At 69.6% G+C, this 15,893-nt stretch carries 15 protein-coding genes; 10 read left to right on the top strand and 5 right to left on the bottom strand.

The genetic code is table 11. From position 1 onward, the window contains the following. Positions 1-69: 69 nt before the first annotated feature. The 9 genes from NLF94_RS06975 (at position 70) to NLF94_RS06935 (ending at position 9,724) form a co-directional block, all read left to right on the top strand. Positions 70-3,276 (top strand): S8 family serine peptidase, encoded by a 3,207-nt coding sequence (locus NLF94_RS06975; protein ID WP_254840741.1) that lies wholly within the window; start codon positions 70-72, stop codon positions 3,274-3,276. 60 nt (positions 3,277-3,336) lie between these two features. Continuing rightward, positions 3,337-4,275: a methenyltetrahydromethanopterin cyclohydrolase gene (gene mch, locus NLF94_RS06970; RefSeq protein ID WP_254840740.1), complete on the top strand. Its 939-nt coding sequence runs from the start codon at positions 3,337-3,339 to the stop codon at positions 4,273-4,275. Beyond that, a complete protein-coding gene (locus NLF94_RS06965; RefSeq protein ID WP_254840739.1) occupies positions 4,272-4,757 on the top strand; it encodes a double winged helix-containing putative transcriptional regulator in 486 nt (161 codons plus the stop codon). Before mch ends, NLF94_RS06965 begins: the two co-directional genes overlap by 4 nt. Before the next feature lie 52 nt (positions 4,758-4,809). After that, positions 4,810-5,184 (top strand): translation initiation factor IF-5A, encoded by a 375-nt coding sequence (locus tag NLF94_RS06960; RefSeq protein ID WP_254840738.1) that lies wholly within the window; start codon positions 4,810-4,812, stop codon positions 5,182-5,184. A 6-nt stretch (positions 5,185-5,190) separates the two neighbouring features. Then, the gene (locus NLF94_RS06955) at positions 5,191-6,000 is read left to right on the top strand and encodes an arginase family protein (protein WP_254840737.1); all 810 of its coding nucleotides are present in this window, start codon (positions 5,191-5,193) and stop codon (positions 5,998-6,000) included. Between the two features lie 45 nt (positions 6,001-6,045). Beyond that, complete coding sequence (gcvH, locus tag NLF94_RS06950; RefSeq protein ID WP_254840736.1) at positions 6,046-6,429, top strand: glycine cleavage system protein GcvH; 384 nt, start codon at positions 6,046-6,048, stop codon at positions 6,427-6,429. Between the two features lie 201 nt (positions 6,430-6,630). Then, positions 6,631-7,584 (top strand): phytoene/squalene synthase family protein, encoded by a 954-nt coding sequence (locus NLF94_RS06945; protein WP_254840735.1) that lies wholly within the window; start codon positions 6,631-6,633, stop codon positions 7,582-7,584. A 1-nt stretch (position 7,585) separates the two neighbouring features. After that, complete coding sequence (locus tag NLF94_RS06940) at positions 7,586-9,013, top strand: carotenoid oxygenase family protein (protein ID WP_254840734.1); 1,428 nt, start codon at positions 7,586-7,588, stop codon at positions 9,011-9,013. Between the two features lie 456 nt (positions 9,014-9,469). Beyond that, the gene (locus NLF94_RS06935; protein WP_254840733.1) at positions 9,470-9,724 is read left to right on the top strand and encodes a hypothetical protein; all 255 of its coding nucleotides are present in this window, start codon (positions 9,470-9,472) and stop codon (positions 9,722-9,724) included. 7 nt (positions 9,725-9,731) lie between these two features. Here NLF94_RS06935 and cruF read toward each other — a convergent pair whose 3' ends face one another. Genes cruF through crtID form a run of 3 tightly spaced genes read right to left on the bottom strand, consistent with a single transcriptional unit; the run spans position 9,732 to position 12,937 of the window. Then, the gene (cruF, locus tag NLF94_RS06930) at positions 9,732-10,556 is read right to left on the bottom strand and encodes a bisanhydrobacterioruberin hydratase (RefSeq protein ID WP_254840732.1); all 825 of its coding nucleotides are present in this window, start codon (positions 10,554-10,556) and stop codon (positions 9,732-9,734) included. Next, positions 10,549-11,421, bottom strand: a complete 873-nt coding sequence (locus tag NLF94_RS06925; RefSeq protein ID WP_254840731.1) for a prenyltransferase — start codon at positions 11,419-11,421, stop codon at positions 10,549-10,551. The genes cruF and NLF94_RS06925 overlap by 8 nt, the downstream gene beginning before the upstream one ends. A 34-nt stretch (positions 11,422-11,455) precedes the next feature. Further along, positions 11,456-12,937 carry a bifunctional phytoene desaturase/3,4-desaturase gene (crtID, locus tag NLF94_RS06920; protein ID WP_254840730.1) on the bottom strand — a complete coding sequence of 494 codons (1,482 nt, stop codon included), beginning with the start codon at positions 12,935-12,937 and terminating at the stop codon, positions 11,456-11,458. 96 nt (positions 12,938-13,033) lie between these two features. Here crtID and NLF94_RS06915 point away from each other — a divergent pair, with 96 nt between their 5' ends. Then, complete coding sequence (locus NLF94_RS06915) at positions 13,034-13,729, top strand: SDR family oxidoreductase (protein ID WP_254840729.1); 696 nt, start codon at positions 13,034-13,036, stop codon at positions 13,727-13,729. Here the strand turns inward: NLF94_RS06915 and NLF94_RS06910 are convergent. Further along, the gene (locus NLF94_RS06910; protein ID WP_254840728.1) at positions 13,726-14,421 is read right to left on the bottom strand and encodes a universal stress protein; all 696 of its coding nucleotides are present in this window, start codon (positions 14,419-14,421) and stop codon (positions 13,726-13,728) included. The two genes, NLF94_RS06915 and NLF94_RS06910, sit on opposite strands and share 4 nt — an antisense overlap. Then, entirely contained in the window at positions 14,421-15,830 is a 1,410-nt protein-coding gene (locus tag NLF94_RS06905; RefSeq protein WP_254840727.1) for an APC family permease, read from the bottom strand. Before NLF94_RS06905 ends, NLF94_RS06910 begins: the two co-directional genes overlap by 1 nt. Between the last annotated feature and the right edge of the window lie 63 nt (positions 15,831-15,893).

The following is a 15,893-nucleotide window of genomic DNA, read 5'->3' as shown; positions in this document are numbered from 1 at the left end:
CGCACGCAATCGTTTCGACGGCGTTGTTAGAACGTTCATATCCGTAAACGCCGTCCGTCCGGTAACGGCATGACCGACGACTCGAAGTTGTCACGACGCACCTTCCTCAAGGGTGTCGGAGCGACCGCGATAGCTGCCGCCGCCGATCCGGCGCTGGGCGCCGAGACGGCCGGCGGACTGGACGAACGGTTCCTCAACTGGCGGGCCGTCGAGGCCCGGAAGGTCTGGGACCGCGGCTTCCGCGGCCGACGGGACCGGACGCTCGCACTGACCGATTCCGGCGTCGAGGGGCGCCACCCCGACCTCGGTCCCTGGAACGGCGTTCGCGCCGAGATCGAGGACGGCGAGTTCTCGCTCGTCCGGGGCGACGATGGCAGCGACGGAGGCGGCGGCGCAGTCCCCGAGTTCGAACCCGTCACCGGACCGGACGGCGAGCCGCTCACCGAATCGGACAGCGGGACGTTCACGCCCGGCGCCTTCGTCGCGCCGAACCAGCAACTCAGCGAGGTCCGGGGCGCGACGTTCACCGCGAAGACGACGAGCAAGCTGGACGCCTCGCTGTCGTGGACGCCGCCGGGCAACGACCTGGAGTTCCGCATCGACAACGTGACCGACGAGCGGACGGAGGTCGGCCGCGTCGCCTCCGCGAACAACCCCGAGGAGCTACTCGTCGACGTCACCGAGGGCGAGGAGTACCAGTTCGTCATCGAACTGTACGCCTCCGTCGCCGGCCAGTACACCGTCGAGGCGACGTACGTCGAGGCGGTCTCGGCGGACGCCGGCACCGAGACGAGCACCGCCGACGTCACCGACGTCGACCCCTTCGCGGACCTCTCGCACAAGACGTTCGGCTGGTACGACGCCGGCAGCCGCTACGGCTCCTTCGACAAGCCGCGGGACCAGAACGGCCACGGAACGCACGTCTCCTCCATCATGGCCGGCTCCGGCCGGGCCAGCACCCTCGAGGAGTCGACCGTCCACGAGGAGAACGCGACGCTTTTGCCGGGCGACTTCCGCGAGTACGAGGTCGAGGCGAGCGCCGGACGGAGCGTCTGGGCCTCGGCGTTCGGCTCCAACATCAACCTCTACATCATCGACGAGGACGGCCAGGAACTCGACCAGTCGCCGGTCCGGAAGGACTCCATCATCCTCGAGCACCCCATCGAGGAGGACGGCACCTACACCGTCCAGGTGCGGCCGCGCGAGACGGACACCGTCGTCGAGGGGGTGGGCGAGCAGGCACAGGCCGGCAACCCGACGGCTGGCACCCTCGAACGCATCGCCGTCGGCACCACGAAACTGCCGGCCGAGGCCACCGGCGAGGCGGCCGCCGCCAGCGACGACGCCGAGACGGCGCTGCACCCCGGCGTCGCGCCCAACGCCGGCGTGGTCGGTCTCCAGGGACTCGGCACCCCGACTGCCGACCTCGGCACCCACGCCGAGGCGTTCAAGGAGGCGTTCAACATCCGCTCGGTCAACATGTCGTGGGGCCCGCTCGCTGGCGCGCCGCTGGGCCAGGTCGAACAGCTCGACAGCACTCGCGCGGACGTCCGCCGCATCACCGAGGGCGGAATATTGGTGTGTGCCTCCGCCGGGAATTTCTTCACGCCCGCGAACGGCAACGGCGGGCCGGCGGCGGCCGACGAGGCCATCTCCGTCGTCGCAACGGGACCGTTCGACGGCATCGCCACGTACTCCTCGGGCGGCATCGGCGGGATCGACGAGCAGAGCGACCCGACCTCGGAGTCCAGCCCCGTCTACGCCAAGCCGGACGTCACCGCGCCGGGCGGCGATATCTCACCGGACGCGCTGGCGAACATCGCCCTCGGGCTGGCGACGAACCCGCCGGCCGTCCCCGTTCCGGAGCCGCCGGTCGGCATCAGCTACCCCATCCCGTCGAACTACGAACTCGCGCGAGCGGCGAAGAACGGCTCGCCGGAGAAGACCTACGGCGACGCCGACGGGCGACCGGATTCCGGCGCCGACGAACCGTTCGCGCCGCGGGACTACACCGACAAGGCCGGGACCTCGATGTCGTCGCCGTACGTCAACGGCGTCGCCGGTCTCCTCGCCGAGGCGATGGAGTTCGGCCGCCCGGACGGTGGCGAGCGCCCCGAGGCCATCACGCTGCCCGAACCGGCCGAGACGACCGAGAGCGACGTCTACCGGCTGAAGGCCCTCCTGCTTGCGACGGCGAGCGAGTCCGTGTTCACGGCGGCGCCGTACCACGTCGCCCAGAACCCGCCGAAGGCACCCACCTACGACTTCGGTGGCCGCGACCCCTTCGAGGGGTTCGGCCGGGTGAACCCCGACGCCGCCGTCGACGCCGTCACCCGCGACCTGACGCCGGAGTTGACCGCCGGCAGCGACGACGACCCGACGACCGGCGCCTCGACGACCGAGGAGACGCTCGGGCTGTACGTCCCCGAGGACTCCCGGGCGACCGCGGGCTACGTCACCGCGCCGACCGGCTCGATGACCGTCAGCGTCGATCTATCGCACCTCTCGGGCGGCAACAAGGGCAAGGCGGCGGGCGACCCCCACGTCGACCTGTTCGTCTACGACCCCGCCTCACCCTCCGACCGCGGTGAGCCGACCATCGTCGCCCGCGGGCAGGGCCTCACGGGTGCGCCCTCGGTCTCCGTGACCGTCCCCGAGACCGAGTCCGGCGAGAAGACCTACGTCGTCGTCGCAAAGCTGGTGAACGTCCCCGGCGTCGTCAACGGTCACGACGTCCAGAGTCACTTCGATCTCACGGTCGAACTCGACGCGACGGGCGAGAGCTTCGCCGTCTCGGGCGGGGCACGGACCGGCGACGGGACCCTCTTCACCGCCGGCCAGACCAACCGGATGACCGTCGAGGTAACCGACCCCGACGAGGCGGCGGTCGTCCGCGACGTCGTCCCCGGCGCCTGGGAGGTGCTGGAGCAGTTCTCCGAGGACGTCGACCGCGTCGAGCAGCCGACCGATGGCGGCCCGAAGTACGTCTACTTCGATTCGTCGGCCGCTACCGGCGAGACCACCTCCTACACCTACTTCGTCGAGGCCCCGGACACGCTGGCCGACTCCGGTCAGTACCAGTTCGGCCCCGCGGAGGCCGCCCCGGCCGCCGAGGCCGACGACCCCGAGACGACGTTCGTCGCGGTGCCGAACACCTCCAGCACGGTCGGCGTCATCGGCATCGACACGAACGACCCGACCGGTAGCCTCCCGGAGGCCCCCGGCGGCGACCCGCCGGAGCCGCCGACCGGCGACCTCCCGGACGGCTCCGACTGAGGACCTCCAACCCCACCGGAGTCACGAACCCTTTTCACCCGAACCACCCGACAACGGGGTATGGAGAGTCTCAACCGGATGGCCGTCGAACTCGCCGACGAGGCCATCGACTTCGCTGACGAACTGGCCATCGAGGTCCACGAACTCGACAACGGCGCCGTCGTGCTGGACTTCGGCGTCGAGGCGGTCGGCGGCATCGAGGCCGGCCTCCTGCTCGCCGAGATACAGACGGGCGGGCTGGCGACCGTCCAGACCGGCGTCGACGAGGTGGCCGGCGCGCCGCTGACCCACGTCGAGACCACGACGGACCACCCCGCGCTGGCGCTTCTGTGCGCCCAGAAGGCGGGCTGGGAGCTGTCGGTCGAGGGCTTCGAGGGACTCGGCAGCGGTCCCGCCCGCGCGCTGGTCGCCGAGGAGGAGGAGTTCCAGCGGGTCGGCTACCGGGACGCCGCCGACTTCGCGGTGCTGGCCGTCGAGAGCGACGCGTTGCCCGGCGAGGCGGTCGCCGAACACGTCGCCGAGATGACCGGCGTCCCCGTCTCCAGCGTCTTCCTGCCGACGTTCTCGACGGCCAGCGTCACCGGCAGCGTCGCGCTGGCGAGTCGGGCCGCCGAACTCGCGGTCTTCCGGCTGTCGGAACTCGGCTACGACCCTCTCGACGTGCTGTCGGTCGCCGGCGCTGCGCCGGTCGCGCCCGTCGCCGAAGACGACGAGGCGGCGATGGCCCGCACCAACGACGCCCTGGCGTACGGCGGGCAGGTCCACGTCACCGTCGACGCCGCCTTCGACCGCTTCGGCGAAATCACCTCGACGGTCGGCGAGGCTTACGGGACCACCTTCGCCGAGGTCTTCGCCGAACACGACTGGGACTTCTACGACGTTCCGGTCGAGGTGTTCGCGCCCGCGCAGGTGACCGTCGACGTGGCGGGCGAGGGCGTCGAGGTGGTCGGCGGGACCGACGAGGCGCTCCTGGCCGAGAGTTTCGGCCTGTCGCCGTGAAGTTCAAGGTCCTCCCGGAGCCCGCGGCGTCGGTCGAGTCCGTCGCCGAGATGCAGGCGGCGGTTCCGCTGGTCCCCGACGGGGAGACGTCCTGCTGTGCGCGGCTGATGCGGCGGACCGACGTGGCCGCCCAGGACGCCGCCAAGGAGTGGCTGACCTTCCTCCGGGCGCTGGAACTCGTCGAGGAGACGGAGGGCCAGTACCGGCGGCTCCCCCTCGAGGCCGACCCCGAGCGGCTCCGGGGGGCGTTCCGCGAGCGGGTCTACCTCGCCGAGGAGGTGCTGTCGGTGCTTTCGGCCGTCGAGGAACCGATTGGCGTCGAGGCGGTCTTCGAGCGACTCGAGGACCGGGTCCCGCAGTGGGAACGGCTCCGCCACACCGACGAGGCGGGCGTCTGGCGCGAGCGCGTCCGGCGGCTGCTGGAGTGGGCGGTCGTGCTCAGCCTCGCGGAACGGGCCGACGGCGGCTACGTCGCGGCCTGACGGCCCGGACGGTTCCAAACCGTTTATACTCCGCCGACGGGAACCGGTGGGTATGCCGAAAGAGCAGACCGAGGTCCGAGACCTCCAGGAGGGCAACTACGTGATGATCGACGACGTTCCGTCGAAGATCTCCTCCTACAGCACGTCCAAGCCCGGAAAACACGGCAGCGCGAAGGCCCGCGTCGAGGGTCAGGGCGTCTTCGACGGCCAGAAGCGCAACTTCACCCAGCCGGTCGACGCGAAGGTGTGGGTGCCCATCGTCAACCGCAAGCAGGGCCAGGTCGTCTCCGTCTCCGGCGGTGACATGCAGGTGATGGACTTAGAGACCTACGAGACCATCACGATGCGCATCCCCGAGGACCTGGACCCCTCGCCCGACGACGAGATCGAGTACCTCGAGTACGAGGGCCAGCGCAAGGTCGTCTGAGGTCGCATGGGCGAGTTCCCCGGCGCGAGTGCCGACCCCGAGGCGGCCCGCTACGCCGTCGTCGGCGCGCCGCTCGACGTCTCCACTACCTTCCGTCCCGGCGCCCGGTTCGGCCCGGAACGCGTCCGGCGGTTCGCCCGCCCGTTCGACGATTACGACCACCGCACCGACCGCCACTTCTCGGATCTCGTCGCCGACGCCGGCGACGTCGACCCCTGGAACGACGCCGCCGACTACCTCGAGTTCCTCGCCGGCCGCCTCGGTGACCACCACGAGGCCGGTCGACTCCCGCTTCTCGTCGGCGGCGAGCACACCGTCACCGTCGCCGGCCTCCGGGCGGCCGACCCGGACGTCTACGTCTGTCTGGACGCCCACCTCGACTGCTACGAGTCGTACGCCGGCGACGAGTTCTCCCACGCCACCGTCACCCACCACGCTCTCGGGGTCGCCGACGAGGCGGTGCTGCTCGGCGCCCGGACCGGCAGCGAGACCGAGTGGGACCGCGCCGCCGAGACCGACGTGACGGTCGTCGCTCCCGAGGCCGTCCCCGACTGGGAGCCCTCGTTCGACGGCGACGCCTACCTCAGCGTCGACGTCGACGCCGCCGACCCCGCCTTCGCGCCCGGAACCGGGACGCCGGAACCGTTCGGCCTCCGGCCCCGGGAGATGCGTCGGGTCGTCCGTGCGGTCGCGCCCGACGCCGTCGGCTTCGACGTCGTCGAGGTGAACGACCGCGACGACGGACAGGCGGCCTCGCTGGCGGCGAAACTCCTCCGGGAGTTCGTCTTCGCTCACGCCGAGGTGGGCGACACCTAAGCCGAAGTGGAAAGCACTACGTTCCCCACAGCAGATACACGAGCCATGAGCTTCGAGGTTCCCGACGACTGTCGGTATCTGGAGACCCACGAGTGGGCGCGACCCGACGGCGACACCGTCCGCATCGGCATTACGGACTTCGCACAGGACGAACTCGGCGACGTGGTCTTCGTCGAACTCCCGTCGGTCGGCGACGAAATCGAGCGGGACGCCGAGTTCGGCGTCATCGAGTCCATCAAGGCCGTCTCGGACCTGTACGCGCCGGTGTCAGGCGAGGTGACGGCCGTCAACGAGGCGCTGTTCGACGAACCCGAACTGGTCAACGAGGCGCCCTTCGGCGACGGCTGGATGCTGGAGGTCGAACTCGCCGAGGAGGGCGACCTCGATGCGCTTCTGTCGCCCGCCGAGTACGAGGACCAGATCGCCTGAGACCCGGCCGCACCGACCGCGGCGAACGCCTCGAGAATGACGGCTCGCTCGCGGATTCGGTCGCTTCGAAGACCGTCGGCCGATGGCCGCCGTGGAGAACGAGACCCCCGCTGGCCGCCGAAACCGTCGCCTGCGGACGGTCCCTCCTTTTCCCACTCACAAACAAATAAGACGAATCGGCACCTACGTACACGCAACCGAATGGTCGACGACACCCAACTCGCCGAAAGCAGGTCTATCCATCGGCAGACCGGGAAGACCTTCTACTTTGCGACGCGGCTGTTGCCCGAACGGGTTCGGCATCCGACGTACGTCCTCTATGCGTTCTTCCGGGTCGCCGACGAGGTGGTCGACGATCCGGGCGGGATGTCGCCCGACGAGCAGCGCGAGCGGCTACTCGAGATTCGGGACGCCGCCCTCGGCCGGGAACCGACCGACGACCCCGTTCTGGCAGCCTTCTCCGAGGTGCGCGAGGAGTACGGTATCCCCGACGAGGAGGTCGAGGTGTTCATCGACGCGATGCTGACCGACATCGAGACATCCCGCTACGAGACCTACGAGGAACTCGAAGAGTACATGCGTGGGTCGGCCGCCGCCGTCGGGGTCATGATGACCACCATCATGGAGACGGACGACCTCGAGACCGCCCTCCCGCACGCCCGCAAACTGGGCGAGGCCTTCCAGTTGACGAACTTCGTCCGGGACGTCGGCGAGGACATCGTCGACCGCGACCGGATATACCTGCCGCAGGAGACGCTCTCGGCGTACGGCGCCGAACCCGAAGCGATCGAGACCCGGCGGTTCACCGAGGAACTCGGCGACGCCATCGAGCACGAACTCCGGCGCGCCGAGAGTCTCTATCGGGAGGGCGTCGCCGGTATCAAGTACCTCCCGAAGGACTGCCAGTTGCCCGTGTTGACCGCCGCGGTGCTGTACGTCGACCACCACCGCCTCGTCCGGGCGCGGGACCACGACACCGTCACGGCGACGCCCTCGCTGGGGACGCTCCGGAAACTCGCACTCGTCGCGCGGACGCGGTGGCACTGGCTGTGGTCCGACGACCCCGAGGCCGTCTTCGAGAAGGTCAGCGGCCTCTCGATGACCGACGACCGGTCGCCAGCGGCCGGTCCCGGCGGGCCGGTTCCCATGCGCTGACGTGGCGGGGACCGACCGCGCCTACGAACTCGGATTCCAGTCGCTCTCCGAGAGCGAGGAGTACGACGCCAACCGACTGCCCGTCGATGGGTCGATTCCCGGGTGGCTCTCGGGGGCGCTGATACGCAACGGGCCCGGGAGCTTCGAGTTCGGCGACGAGCGGGCGACCCACTGGTTCGACGGTCTCGCCATGTTGCGCCGGTACGGGTTCGACGATGGCGAGGTGCGCTACACGAACCGGTTCCTGCGGACGGACGCCTACGCCGACGCCGAGGACGGCGGCACGGCCGGCGAGTTCGCCACCACCGGCGGCGTCCTCGAACAGGCCCGGCGGTGGCTGGCCGCGCTCGGCCCGCCGGAGTCGACCGACAACGCCAACGTCCACGTCGCCCGGTTCGGCGACCACTACGTCGCGCTGACGGAGGCGCCGCGCCGGGTCGCCTTCGATCCCGTGACGCTCGAGACCCGCGGAGAGTTCCGCTGGACGGACGACGTCCCCGAGCACATGGCGACGGCCCACGTCACCGTCGACCCGGTGCGCCGCGAGACGGTGGGCTACTCGACGACGTTCGGCCGGACGCCGCAGTACCACCTCTACCGCGTCCCCTTCGGCAGCGCCGGGCGCGAGCGGTTCGCCGCCGTCGACGCCGAGGGCCCGGGCTACGTCCACGACTGCGTCCTGACCGAGAACTACGCCGTCCTCGTCGAACCGCCGCTCCGCATCTCCATCCTGCGAGCGCTTTCGCCGTGGGGTGACGGCATCTTCGACGCCTTCGAGTACGACGCCGACCGGGAGACCCGCTTTCTCGTCGTCGACCGCGACACCGGCGACCTCGTCGCCGAGCGCCGGGGGCCGCCCGCCTTCGTCTTCCACCACGTCAACGCCTTCGAGGACGGCGACGACCTGGTGGTCGACCTGGTGGCCTTCGAGGACGCCGGCATCGTCGACGCGCTGTCGTTCGACACCCTCTCGGGGGACGCCTTCGCGGCGGCACCTCCCGGTCGGCTGGACCGCTACCGACTCGGTCTCGAAACCGACCGCGTCGAGCGCTCGCGGCGCTACGACGGCGGCCTGGAACTGCCGACGGTCCCGCAGTCGGTCCGTGGCCGGGAGTACCGCTACGCCTACGCGCAGGCGACCGACCGCGAGGGCGCCAACGGCCTCGTGAAGGTCGACCTCGAGCGAGGGACGGCCGTCGAGTGGTGGGAGCGAGGCGTCTACGTCGAGGAACCCCGGATGGTTCCCCACCCCGACACCGACCGCGAGGACGAGGGCGTCGTCCTGGCGCCGGCGCTCGACACCCGCCGCGAGCGGTCGATGCTGCTCGTCTTCGACGCGGAAACGCTCACCGAGCGAGCGCGAGCGCCGCTGCCGCACGCCCTCCCATTCGGCTTCCACGGGCGGTTCTTCCCCGAACTCGAGGGGTAGTGTGCCGCGGACGGGGTCAGCGCCCTCGGCCGCCAGCTGACGAAGCCGCTTGACGCAGCAATCCGGTTCTATCGATGCTGAAAACCGCTGGAAAATCCGCTCAGTACCCCTGACAATCGAGCAGGAAGGGTGACTCACAATCCTCTTTGACTCTGCAGAAAGCACTTTACGTAACTATCGAAAGGAAATTCGAATGAATCGTCGCGTGGTGCTCGAAGCAGGTCGGATCGGCCTCATAACCGCCACTGCGGGTTGTCTCGAAGAACCCGGCGACCTATACGACAGTATATAGATATGTATCGAACGGGGAGTGCAATCTTAGGAACTATCACAGGGTCGGTGATCGGATCCGTGTCGTATTTCCTCCTTATACCGAACAGATTGTATGCTATCTCGGTATTCCTACTATATTCGTTCGGTGTGTTCCTTCTAATAGACCACGTCCGTATTCTCGGAATGAAGGGAGACAGCGGTGGCAGTTGGTGGGTGATAGCGTTCGGAGGAATAATCGGTACAGCTCTGATCGTGATGCAAGAAGTGTACACGCCAGTAGAAGTGTTTGCTGTCGGGGCGATCGATATGCCGTCAGAAAACGTCGCTCAACTCTCCGTGGAGTTCACGATAATGCTTTATTTATTCGTCTTCTCCATCGCTCTGGTTTCGTTAAATATCGGTCTCGGGATGGCGATTGCTGACCTGAGTGGTGATTGAACTCCCATCACCGCTCGGGGAAGTCGAAGCGGTCGGTCCGGTAGAGACCGTAACCGTAGGCCGCCGAAAGCGCCGCCGGCACCCAGTTGCCGAAGTAGAGGTTGATCGTCCCCCACAGGATGACGAAGCTCACCAGGTCGTCGAGCATGAACCGGCAGGACTCCAGGCGCCCGAGGACGCGCTCCCGGTCCAGGGCGGCGTCGACGAGCAGGACGGAGACGGTCGCCGACAGCACCCACCCGGCGAAGTTGAGCCACGGCACGCCGTAGTAGAGGCCGCCGGCCTCGTAGGCCCAGAAGCCGACGGCGACGGCGCCGGGGTCGAGCACGAGATCCATCCCGACGACGGCGGCGGCGACGACCGGCACGCGGACGGTCGCCCGGCGGGCGGCGTCGCCGAACAGGAGCAGCGACAGGAGGTAGGCGTTGACCACGAGCGGGACGAAGAACAGCGGCAGCGCGGCCGGAATCCCTGCGACCATCGGCCCGAGGTCGATGCCGTACTCGAAGGCGCCGTAGGGGTAGCCGGTCCGGACGCCGACGAGTTCGACGGCGTAGGTGTAGCCACAGAGGGCGGCGAAACCGGCGGCGGCCCGCCGCGTGAAGACGGGCGCGAGTCCGGCCACGAGCGGCAGCCGCATCACCGCGACGCCGAACAGGAGGAAGTAGGGGTTGAAGGAGAGCGGCCCGGGTAACAGCCCCTCGGCGGAGGCAAGCAGCGTCACCGCACCCAGCGCCGGGAAGACGACGGCGATGGTGAAGCGGTTCTCGACGACGAGTTCGTCGAGGCGGGCCTCCAAGCGGCCCCGCGCCGGCAACTCGACGCTAGCCATACAGCATCACCCACAGCGCGGCCAGCGTCAGGGCCATGCCGGCGACGGTGTTGACCGCCGGGAACCACCAGTAGGCCCGGTCGACGTCGACGTCGGCGGCGACGATGCCGGCGACGAACAGCGGGTACACCCCGAGGACGGCGGCGAAGAAGGGATGGACGACCCCGAAGACGGCCGCGGCCGCCAGCCAGCAGCACCCGCAGTAGGCGTAGGTTCGCCGCTCGCCGAGGACGGTCGCCGTCGTCCGAATCCCCGCCCGGCGGTCGGGTTCGATGTCGGGAATGGCCGAGAAGGTGTGCATCCCCATCGCCCACAGCCAGCCGCCGGCAACGGCCAGGAGTGGCGGCGCCCGACCGGCGAGGGCGGCGTAGGCGACGACGCCCGGCAGGACGTACAGCCCGTTCGAGACCGAGTCGAGAAACGGCGTCGTCTTGAACCGCAGCGGCGGCGCGGAGTACTCGGCGGCCAGGAGGAGGAAGGCGACCATCGCGGCGGCGCCGGCCGTCGGCAACAGCGGGAGGAAGGCGAGACCGGCCGCGCCGGTGAGGACGACCAGCGCCGGCACGAGGCGGTCGCCCCGGTAGCGGACCTCGCGGTCGTCCTTCTTCGGGTTGCCCTCGTCGATGTCGGCGTCGAAGACGTCGTTGACGCCGTAGAGGAAGACGTTCGCCGGCAGGAGGAAGTACGCGAACAGCGCGACGGCGACGGGGGCGAACAGTTCGGCGGGCCCGTCGGCGCCGTAGGCGACGCCGACGACCACCGGCCCGGCGAGGTAGAGCCAGAAGCGCGGCCGGGACATCCGGAGGACGTAGCCCGCCCGCGTCGTCTCGCTGGGCAGCGTCCGGTCCAGGAGCGTGTCCGTCATGCGTGGAGACGTGGGTCGTTCGGACGCGGGGTAATTAGGCCTGGGTATCTTCCAGCAGCGCGTCGGCGGTGTGCTCGCCGCTGATGAGACACATCGGGACGCCGATGCCGGGCGTGGTGTAGGAGCCGGTGAAGTACAGTCCCGGGCAGTCCTCCGAGCGGTGCGGCGGCCGGAGGAGTGCGGTCTGTCGGAGCGTGTGGGCCAGTCCCAGGGCGGTCCCCTCGCGGCTGTTGTACCGGTCGGCGAACTCCGAGACGGCGAAGGTCTCCTCGAAGACGATGCGGTCCCGGAGGTCGACGCCGGTGTTGGCGGCGATGTCGTCCAAGAGGAGGTCCCGGTACCAGGTGCGGACCTCCTCGGTGTCGTCGAGACCGGGCGCGATGGGGACGAGCGCGAAGAGGTTCGAGTGGCCCTCGGGGGCGACGTCGTCGTCGGTCTTCGAGGGGACACAGAGGTAGTAGGCGGGGTCCTCGGGCCAGGCGGGGTCGTCGAATATCTGCTCGAAGTGGCCGTCCCAGTCGGTCGGCAACACCAGCGTGTGGTGCGCCAGCGGTTCGACGTCGCCCTCGACGCCCATGTACATGAGGAACGCCGAGGGAGCGTACGTCCGGGAGTCCCAGTACTCCTCGTCGTACTGCCGTTCGTGTTCGGGGAGCAGTTCCTGCTCGGTGTGGGCGTAGTCGGCGTCGCTGACGACGTAGTCGGCGCGGACGTCGCCGGCCCGGTTCTCGACGACGAACCCCGACTTCCGATTGACGATTTCGGTCACCTCGGCGTCCGTGACGTAGTCGACGCCGAGTTGCCGGCCCAACTCGACGCAGGCGTCGACGACCGACCGCATGCCGTCCTCGGGGTAGTGGACGCCGAGGTTGAAGTCGACGTGGCTCATCATGTTGTACAGCGCCGGCGTGTTCGAGGGCGCGCCCCCGAGGAAGACCAGCGAGTACTGGGCGATCTGTTTGAGCTTCGGGTGCTCGAAGTAGTCGTCGACATAGTCGTCCATCGTGCCGAGCAACTGGAGACCGATGGGCGCTGCACGCATGACGTCGAGGTCGATCCAGTCCCGGAGCCGCGGTCGGTCGGTGTAGACGAAGTCCTCCATGGCCACCTCGTAGTGGGTCTCGGAGGTGTCGAGGTACGACTCCAGGGCCGCGCCCGCGCCGTCCTCGTAGGACTCGAAGAGGTCGTACATCTCCTCGCGGTCGTCGGTCACCGCGACGGAGTCGCCGTCCTTGAAGAAGATGCGGTAGTGGGGGTCGAGCCGTTCGAGACGGTAGAAGTCCGACGGCTCGCGGCCGAAGTGCGAGAAGAACCGCTCGAAGACGTCGGGCATCAGGTACCAGGAGGGCCCCATGTCGAACCGGAAGCCATCGGTCTCCAGCACGGAGGCGCGGCCCCCAAGCTGTTCGTTCTTCTCCAGCACCGTCACGTCGAGACCGGCGTCGGCGAGGTAGCAGGCCGTCGAGAGGCCGCCGAAGCCGGATCCGACGACGACGACTGACTCGTCGGTGGACATACCTCGTCCTTTGTTCGGAACCCCCATTAAAACGGGTGTGTGGGAAATCCGGACCCCTTGGGAAACGTCCTTGTCGCCGCCGGCCGACCCGACGGTATGGACACTGCTGTCGTCACCGGTGCCTCCCGCGGCGTCGGGGAGGCGGTCGCCCGCCGGTTCGCGGCCGAGGGCGTCCACGTCGTGCTGTGTGCGAGGGACGCCGAGGAACTCGACGCCGTCGCCGGGAAGGTCTCGGCGGCGGGCGGCGCGGCGACGGCGATGCGGGCCGACGTCCGCGACGAGTACGACGTCGAGCGGCTGATGGAGACGGCGGCGCGGGCGGGCGAGACCGGCGGCATCGACTGCGTCGTCGCCAACGCCGGCGTCTACCACGGCGCCCCGGGCGAGACGCCGCTAGACGAGGAGAGCTACTCGGGGTTCGACGACACGCTCCGGGTGAACGTCCGGGGCGTCTTCACGACCATCCGGGAGGCCGTCCCGCACCTCACCGAGGGCGCCCGCGCGTTCGTCCCCTCGGGGGCCGTCGCCCGCGAGGCCAAGAGCGGGTTCGGCGCCTACGCCGTCTCGAAGGCCGGCGCCGAGGCCGTCGTCCGCCAGTTCGCCGCGGAACTGGACGCCGTCGTCGGCGTGCTCGACCTCGGCCAGGTCGAAACCGAGTTGACGAACCACATGCAGGGCCGGGCGCCCGAGGACGTCGCGCCGATGTTCTGGTGGGCGGCGACGGCGGCCGACGCCGGGACGGTCGACGGCGAGGTGGTCGGTCTCGGGGAGTGGAAGCGGGCGACCCGCTAGCCGTCCAGCCCCTCCACGGACCGGACGACGAGCACCGGGCCGACGGAGGCTGCCGCGAGGCGTTCGGCCTCGTCTCCGAACAGGAAGGCGGACAGCGACGGCGCCGCCTGGCCCATCACGATGGCGTCGTGGTCGGGGACGGCCTCGACCAGCGCGTCGAACGGGTCGCCGGCGAGGACGTGTTCGGTCGTCGTCTCGATGCCGGCCTCGCGGAGCCGGCTCGCGGCCCGCTCCAGCCGCTCGCCGGCCCCCTCGGACGCGCTGGCGAGAAAGAGGGTCACGGCGATGTCACGGTTGCCGACGAGGTCGGCGACGAACCCGAGGACGCGGTCGACCGCCACGTCGCCCGATAGCGGGACGAGGAGGCGCTCGACCTCGCCGGTCGCGCCGTTGATGGCGTAGGCACGGGCGCCGACCTCGTCGGCGACCCGGTCGACCGTCTGCTGGCGGTCGTGGGTGAAGACGAGCCGGGGTTCGGTGGCCCCGCCCGCCGCGCGGAACTCGTCGGCGACGTCCTCCAGCGCCGAGACGGCCCGCTCCTCGTACTGCTCGCGGGCCTGGTCCGGCGGCGTCTGCTCCGGCAGGACGTGGTAGCCGAGCACCGTCACGTCGACGGTGCCGAGCAGGTCCATCAGGCCGGCGGCGACCGACTCGCCCTCCAGTATCTCGACGGGAACGAGCACGCGGGTCATCAGAGAGCCCCCTTGAGTTTCACGTCCCCGGCGTAATAGAAGTACCACCCGGCCGTGGCGGCCATGATGGCGAGGCCGACGACCTGCGAGAGCCGCTGCATGAACCCGATGAGCGCGAAGCTCGCGACGGCGCCGACGACCGGTACCGCGGGGTAGCCGGGCACGCGGAAGTCCGGGTCGTACCACTCGGGTTCGTCCCGACGGAGTGCTATCAGTGCCACGCACATCAGCCCGTACATCACGAGATGGAGGAAGGAAGCGACCTCGGCGAGTATCTCGACCTGGCCCGTCGCGGTCAGCGCCAGGATGGGTCCACCGGCCAGCCCCAGCGCGACGTGGGGCGTGCCGTACCGGAGATTGATCCGGCTGGCCCGTCGCGGCAACAGCGCGTCCTTCGAGACGGCGTAGATGGCCCGCGACGTCGAGAGGACCGACGCGTTCGCGCTCGACATCGTCGCCAGCAGGCCGCCGAAGACGATGGCCAGCGCGCCTGCCGGCCCGAGCAACTCGCCGCCGACCTCGACCATCGCGGTCTCTCCGAGTCGACCCAGCGCCTCGCTGCCGATCGCGCTCGTCGCAACGAAGATGGTCGCCACGTAGAGGACGCCGACGACGAGGACCGACCCGACCATCGCCAGCGGCAGGTTCCGGCCGGGCGCCTTCATCTCGCCGGCGACGGTCGCCACCTGTGCGAAGCCGAGATACGAGGTGAAGACCAGGGCAGCCGTCGAGAGGACGGGAAAGGGACCGAACGGTGCGAACCGCTCCGGTGCGGTCGGTCGACCGACGACCCCCACGGCGTCGAGGACGCCGAACGTGAGGAAGACGCCGAGTATCGCCAAAAGCAGCGCGACGACGCCGTTCTGGAGTTTGGCGGCGTTCTCCGTGCCGGTCACGTTCAGGACTGTAAAGCCTGCGCCGACCAGCAGCGCGATGGGGATGACCAGTCCCTCGCCGGCGGCGACGCCCGCCAGTCCCAGCGCGTCGACGGCGTAGAAACCGAAGCCGACGAGGTAAAACGCCGTTGCGAACACCAGCCCGAACCAGAGCGAGAGACCGACCACGGCTCCGGCGAGCGCGCCCAGCCCCCGCGAGATGAAGTAGTAACCGCCGCCGGACTTCGGCATCGCGGTCGCCAGCTCGGAGGCCGGCAGCGCCACGAGCAGCGCGATCACCGCGCCGATGGCGAAGGAGGCCGCCGCGGCGGGCCCGGCACGCCCCGCCGCCAGGCCGGGAAAGACGAAGATGCCGGCGCCGATCATCGTCCCGATGCCGATGGCCAGCCCCCCCGAGAGGCCGAGCGTGCGCTCGAGTTCGGCGTTCTCGGTGACCGTTGCTCCCTCGGTCTCGACTACGGTCTCGGCCACCGGCGCCTCACCGTCGATGTTCTGCCCGCTCGCTTCGTCCATGTGCCGGCGGTTGACACGCCGGAGTGTTGAAACCTGTCCGGGGCGACCGGGAGCCGCCCCTCC

It is taken from the genome of Natronomonas marina, assembly GCF_024298905.1.
Taxonomy (GTDB): domain Archaea; phylum Halobacteriota; class Halobacteria; order Halobacteriales; family Haloarculaceae; genus Natronomonas; species Natronomonas marina.
This window is presented reverse-complemented; position numbering and strand designations above follow the sequence as displayed.